Here is a 5,853-nt window from a genome sequence, read left to right as displayed (position 1 = left end):
CGCCGCCACGTGACGGCGCGCGCGAGGACGCCCACCGGTTCCGGCATCCCGTCAGGATGCGGCGTGCGCACGCGGTGCCGCAAGCCGATTTTTCCGCACACGCACCGTGGTCGGTCCGCTACGTTGTCGACGGGGTGCGCGGTTCGGCACGGGACCGCGTGCAGCGCGGAGGGACGGGCGGATGAACGCGGCGCGGGCGATTTCCCTGGTGTCGGAGCGGATCCGGTCCGAAGGGCTGGACTACCCGACCGAGGATCTGACGGCCGAGCGCTTCCAGGGCGGCTGGTGCGTCTTCGCGCCCGTGATGGTCGTCGACGGCGACCCGGAGGACTACCTGGACGACCTGGGGACGCGGTCGGTGTTCCTGGTGGGCCTGCACGGGCGGATCCAGGAGGTGACCTCGGACGGTTCGGCGGAGGACGCGCGGTCGCGGTTCGAGGAGGCGTGCCTCTGGTTCGGCGCGGGAGAGCCCCGCGAGGAGGGCCCGGACGCGTTCACCGGTCCCTCGCACCCGGACTTCGGCAGGTTCGCGCGACCGCTCCCACCCCGCTCCGCCACCGCCTTCGACCGCCAGGCCGTCGACGCCTTCGCGCAGGCGCTGGCGCACGAGCGGGACTTCCCGGGGTGGCTGATCGCCCGCCTCCACGAGCTCGGCGGCCTGCTGGGCGGCGCCGGCCACATGATCGCCCGACGTCCGGACAGCCTGACCGCCCAGCAGCTGATCGAGTTCGTCGAGCCGGACGACGACAGCGGTGTGCCGGTCGCGGTGTGGCGCTCCTGGCCGCCGATCGACTCGGCGAGACTGCCCGAGGTCGACACCTCGGGGTGGCTGCTCGTGCCGGGCGAGGCGGCGTACCACTACCTGGAAGACCTCGAACCGGGGGCGGACGCCGCGGCACGCCTGGCCGACGCCATCGCGGAGCGGATCGAGCAGGCGCCCCAGTGGCAGGCCTGCGGTGTCGCGGACCTGTTCCCCGCGCTGATCGCGGTGCGCCGCGACGACCAGGTGGACTCGATCGCCGTCCTGCTCGGCACGGGCTACGCGTGGGCGAACCTGAGCACGCTGCTCAGCAAGATCAGCACCACGGACGTGATCAGCGACGCGGGCGGCGGCGAGAAGCCCGCCGACGGCTCGGTCGACATCCTGATGGTCGGCATGGACAGCCGCACCGACTCCAAGGGCAACCCGCTGCCCCAGGAGATCCTCAACGAGCTGCACGCCGGCAACGAGAACGACGGCGGCCTGAACACCGACACGCTGATCCTCATGCACGTGCCGAACGACGGCGGCAAGGCCATCGCGGTGTCGTTCCCGCGCGACTCCTACGTGCAGATCGCCGGGAACAAGGGCCGTCACAAGATCAACTCGGCGTACGGGTACGGCAAGACCGACGCCATCGCCCAACTGGAGCGCGAGGGCGTCGACGACCCGGTCCGGCTGGACGTCGAGTCGCGCACCGGCGCGGCGAAGAACCTGATCAACACCATCGAGAACCTGACCGGCGTCACCATCGACCACTACGCCGAGATCAACCTGGTCGGGTTCTACGAGATCACCAAGGCCGTCGGCGGCGTCGACGTGTGCCTGAACCAGGCCACCCGCGACGACATGTCGGGCGCGAGCTTCGCCGCCGGCCCGCAGCGGATCCAGGGCCGCGAGGCGCTGGCGTTCGTCCGGCAGCGGTACGGGCTGCTGCGCGGCGACCTCGACCGGATCGTCCGCCAGCAGGTGTTCATGGCGGGCCTGGCCAAGCAGATCCTGTCCGCGGGCACGCTGTCGGACCCCGGCAAGCTCAGCAGCCTGATCGAGGCGCTGACCAAGTCCATCGTGCTGGACAAGGACTGGGACGTGCTGCGGTTCGCCACCCAGATGAAGGACCTGACCGGCGGCAACCTCGAGTTCGAGACGATCCCGACCGGCAACCCGGAGCTGGAGACGGCCGAGGACGGCCTGGCGGTCGAGATCAACGAGCGTGACGTCAAGAAGTTCTTCAAGAACCTCGGCGCCGACCCCAACGCGACCACCACGACGACCGGGCCCGCGGTCGACAACGCCACCGTGACCGTCGAGGTCCGCAACGCCTCCGGCACCCCTGGGCTGGCGGGCCGGGTCCTCCAGGAGCTGGTGGCCCAGCGGTTCGTGGACGGCGGCACGGACAACGCCTCGCCGCTCGACGTCTCGGTCGCCCGCTACGGCGTGGGCGGCGAGGCGGGCGCGGAAGCCGTCTCGGAGGCGCTGGGCGGGCTGGAGCTGGAGGAGGACGACAACATCCCGGCCGGTCACGTCCGCGTGTTCGTCGGCGCCGACTACTCCGGTCCCGGCGCGCAGAACCTCGCCGGCGGCCCGGTGGTCGGCCTGGACGGCGCGCGCCGGCAGCCGGGCACGTCGTCCACCAGCGAAGAGCCGCCCATCACCGCGGACGGGGTGCGCTGCGTCAACTGACGGTCGACATCGGGGGGACATCGTGAGGAGCTTCGTCGCGCGGGTGCGGTGGAAGCGCGTGCTGATCGCGCTCGGCCTGCTCGCCGTGCTCGCGGCGACGCCGTGGGTGTGGGTGCAGACCAGCAGCGCGGCCTACCGGTACGACGCGGCCGACGTCCCCGACGCGCCGGTGGCGCTCGTCCTCGGCGCGGGCCTGACCGGGGACGGCACGCCCTCGGCGTTCCTGGCCGGACGGCTGGACGTGGCCGCCGACCTCTACCGGCACGGCAAGGTCCACGTGCTGCTGGTCAGCGGCGACAACAGCACCACCGAGTACGACGAGCCCACCGCGATGCGCGACTACCTGGTCGGGCACGGCGTGCCGGCGGACGTCGTGGTGGCCGACTACGCGGGCCTGGACACGTGGGACTCCTGCACGCGGGCCAAGCGGATCTTCGGCGTCGAGCGGGCGACCGTCGTGACCCAGGAGTTCCACCTGCCGCGCGCGGTGGCGCTGTGCCGCTCCGCGGGCATCGAGGCGTTCGGCGTGGGCCACGACACGTCCGCCGAGTGGTGGACCACCACCGCCTACGGACACGTCCGCGAGGGGTTCGCGGCGGGCAAGGCCATGTGGGACGGACTCGTCACCAAGCCGGACCCCCGCTTCCTCGGACCGCGCGAAACGGGCGTCACCAGGGCTTTGGAGCACTGAAACTCTACTTTCCGTACTACTCGATTAACCCGATCGAGGGATAATCGGGGCATCCCGCGTAAGCGATCGGCTTGTCACGCTTTCCATCTGCGAGGGGTCTGTCGGGACTCCGGTGGACGGGAGGATCGACGGTGCAGATCGACACAGCGGCGTACCAGCGCGTGCTCGGTGATGAGCTCCGCAACCTTCGCAAGCAGCGCGGGTGGACCCGCAAGGAGCTCAACCGGCGGCTGCAGAGCGACATCTCGCTGCAGACGCTGGCGACGTACGAACTGGGTACCCGCCAGTGCTCGGTGGTCCGGTTGGTGGAGATCTGCGTCGCACTGGGCGTGCCCGCGCACCAGGTGCTGGCGCGGGTCCACGAGCGCGTCTTCGGTGACGCGCCGGCCGGGCACCTCTCGGTCGACCTGGCCACGGTCGTCGCCGACACGCGACCGCAGCTGATGCCGCTCCGCCGCTGGGCGCAGGGCAGGCTCGCCCACCTCGTGCCCGGCCAGCCGCCCGAGGTGCACCTCGACCTGCCCGCGCTGGAGTACATGGCGCAGTTGTGCCAGCTCAGCACGGTGGACCTGATCCGGACCCTGCGGGAGCTGGAGCACCGGCCCCGGTAGCATCGGGGGATCTCCCTCCCCAGACGGATGCAGGAAGTCGGTTGCCGAACACTCCAGGTGCAGACCCAGCCCGACTGCCGCTGCGCACCGCGGCGGCCGTGCGACTGGGCAACATGAGTTCCAAGCTGTCGCAGAAGATGGGCCTCGGCGCGGGCGGCATGATCGGCGGCCGGGTCGCGCTGCGACTCGACCCGCAGGCGTTGGCGCACTTGACGTCCGGTCGCACGGTCGCGCTCGTGACCGGCACCAACGGCAAGACCACCAGCACGATGATGCTCAGCCGAGCCGTGTCGTTCCTGGGCGAGGTCGCCACCAACCACGGCGGCGCCAACATGCCGGACGGGCACGTCACCGCGCTGTCCAAGCAGCCCGACGCGCCGTACGCGGTGCTGGAGGTCGACGAGGGGTACTTCCCCGAGGTCGTGCGGGCCGCCGAGCCGGCCGTGGCGGTGCTGCTCAACCTCAGCCGCGACCAGCTCGACCGGGTCGGTGAGGTGCGCACCATCGAGAGGTCGCTGCGCACCGCGCTGACGTCCGTGACCGGCGTCGTGGTGGCCAACTGCGACGACATCATGGTGACGTCCGCGGCCCGTGACTCGGGCAACGTCGTGTGGGTGGCCACCGGCACGGGCTGGCACAACGACGCCGCCTCGTGCCCGCGCTGCGGCGACCCGATCCGGTGGCAGGGCGAGCACTGGCACTGCACCGGGTGCGACCTGGCCCGGCCGCGACCCCAGTGGGTGACCGGCGACGGGTACCTGGTCACGCCGAACGGCGTGAAGGTCGAGCTGTCGCTGCGGCTGCCCGGCAAGTTCAACCAGGCCAACGCGGTGATGGCGGCGGCGGCCGCGGCGGCGCTCGGCGTGCCCGTGGAGGAGGCCGTGCAGCGGTTGCGCGCGGTGTCCAACGTGGCGGGTCGGTACCGGACGATCCAGCGCTCCGGGCACCGCGCCCGGCTGCTGCTGTCGAAGAACCCGGCCGGCTGGAGCGAGACGCTGACCGTGGTTCGCGAGGCCGACCACCCCGCCGTGCTGGTGATCAACGCGCACGAGGCCGACGGGCGCGACCTGTCGTGGCTGTGGGACGTGCCGTTCGAGCGGCTGCGCGGCCGGCAGGTGATCGCGTCCGGCGAGCGGGCGACCGACCTGGCCGTGCGGCTCACCTACGCCGAGGTCGAGCACACGATCGTGCCGGACCCGCTGCTGGCGATCGACGCCATGCCGCCCGGTCCGGTCGAGGTGATCGCCAACTACACCGCATTCCGCGACCTGAACGCGAGGGCCGCCCAGTGACCACCAGCAAGGTCCAGATCGCGCTCGTGCTGCCCGACCTGCTGGGCACGTACGGCGATTTCGGCAACGCCGTCGTGCTGGAGAAGCGGATGACGTGGCGGGGCATCTCCGCCGAGATCGTCAACATCCGGTTCGGCGAGCCGGTGCCGGAGTCGTGCGACATCTACGTCGTCGGCGGCGGTGAGGACACGGCGCAGACGTTGGCCGTGCGACACCTGCGCGAGCACCCGGGCATGCAGCGGGCGGCGGCGCGCGGGGCGGTGATCCTCGGCGTGTGCGCGGGCATCCAGATCTTCGGCGAGTCGTTCACCCGGGCCGACCAGGTGACCCACCCCGGTCTCGGGCTGCTCGACTCGACCTCGCACGCGGGTGGCAGCCGGGCCATCGGTGAGGTCATCGCCACGCCCGCCGACGGGCTGTTCGAGGGCCTGCTGACCGGGTTCGAGAACCACCAGGGCCGGACCGTGCTGGGGCCGTCCGCGCGCCCGTTGGCGCACGTGAAGGTGGGCACCGGCAACGACGGTTCGGTGGAGGGCGCGGTGCAGGGCCGGATCCTGTGCACGTACCTGCACGGGCCCGTGCTGCCGCGCAACCCGCAGATCGCGGACCTGCTGATCGAGTGGGCCACCGGCACCAAGCCGGGCCCGCTCGAACTGCCCGACGTGACCCGCCTGCGCACCGAACGCGCCAAGGCCGCCGGCGTCACGCTCTGACCCGCCCCGGGCGTAGGACTCTCGCGAGAGTCCTACGCCCGGAGCGCGAGAGTCCTACGCGCGGAGCACCCGAGTTAAACGCTCAGCTCGCGCGTGTCCAACG

At 71.7% G+C, this 5,853-nt stretch carries 5 protein-coding genes; all 5 read left to right on the top strand.

The features are described from left to right. Window positions 1-181 precede the first annotated feature (181 nt). The 5 genes from AB0G02_RS26480 to AB0G02_RS26460 all read left to right on the top strand — a co-directional run bounded on the left by AB0G02_RS26480 (window position 182) and on the right by AB0G02_RS26460 (window position 5,750). On the top strand, window positions 182-2,443 hold the full coding sequence (locus AB0G02_RS26480) for an LCP family protein (protein WP_360798597.1): 2,262 nt from the start codon (window positions 182-184) through the stop codon (window positions 2,441-2,443). A 22-nt stretch (window positions 2,444-2,465) separates the two neighbouring features. Next, entirely contained in the window at window positions 2,466-3,134 is a 669-nt protein-coding gene (locus AB0G02_RS26475) for an ElyC/SanA/YdcF family protein (RefSeq protein WP_360798594.1), read from the top strand. A gap of 131 nt (window positions 3,135-3,265) precedes the next feature. Then, window positions 3,266-3,745, top strand: coding sequence for a helix-turn-helix transcriptional regulator (locus AB0G02_RS26470; protein WP_360798591.1), 480 nt, complete (start codon window positions 3,266-3,268; stop codon window positions 3,743-3,745). 113 nt (window positions 3,746-3,858) lie between these two features. Next, entirely contained in the window at window positions 3,859-5,037 is a 1,179-nt protein-coding gene (locus AB0G02_RS26465) for a MurT ligase domain-containing protein (RefSeq protein ID WP_360798588.1), read from the top strand. After that, window positions 5,034-5,750 carry a glutamine amidotransferase gene (locus AB0G02_RS26460; protein ID WP_360798585.1) on the top strand — a complete coding sequence of 239 codons (717 nt, stop codon included), beginning with the start codon at window positions 5,034-5,036 and terminating at the stop codon, window positions 5,748-5,750. Before AB0G02_RS26465 ends, AB0G02_RS26460 begins: the two co-directional genes overlap by 4 nt. The last annotated feature ends 103 nt before the right edge of the window (window positions 5,751-5,853 follow it).

Source organism: Actinosynnema sp. NPDC023658 (genome assembly GCF_040639995.1).
Classification (GTDB): domain Bacteria; phylum Actinomycetota; class Actinomycetes; order Mycobacteriales; family Pseudonocardiaceae; genus Actinosynnema.
This window is presented reverse-complemented; position numbering and strand designations above follow the sequence as displayed.

What these genes read in the sequence shown, in the direction of transcription:
- AB0G02_RS26465 (WP_360798588.1), top strand. Translation starts at nt 3,859, where the DNA reads ATGAGTTCCAAGCTGTCGCAGAAGATGGGCCTCGGCGCGGGCGGCATG.
- AB0G02_RS26480 (WP_360798597.1), top strand. Translation starts at nt 182, where the DNA reads ATGAACGCGGCGCGGGCGATTTCCCTGGTGTCGGAGCGGATCCGGTCC.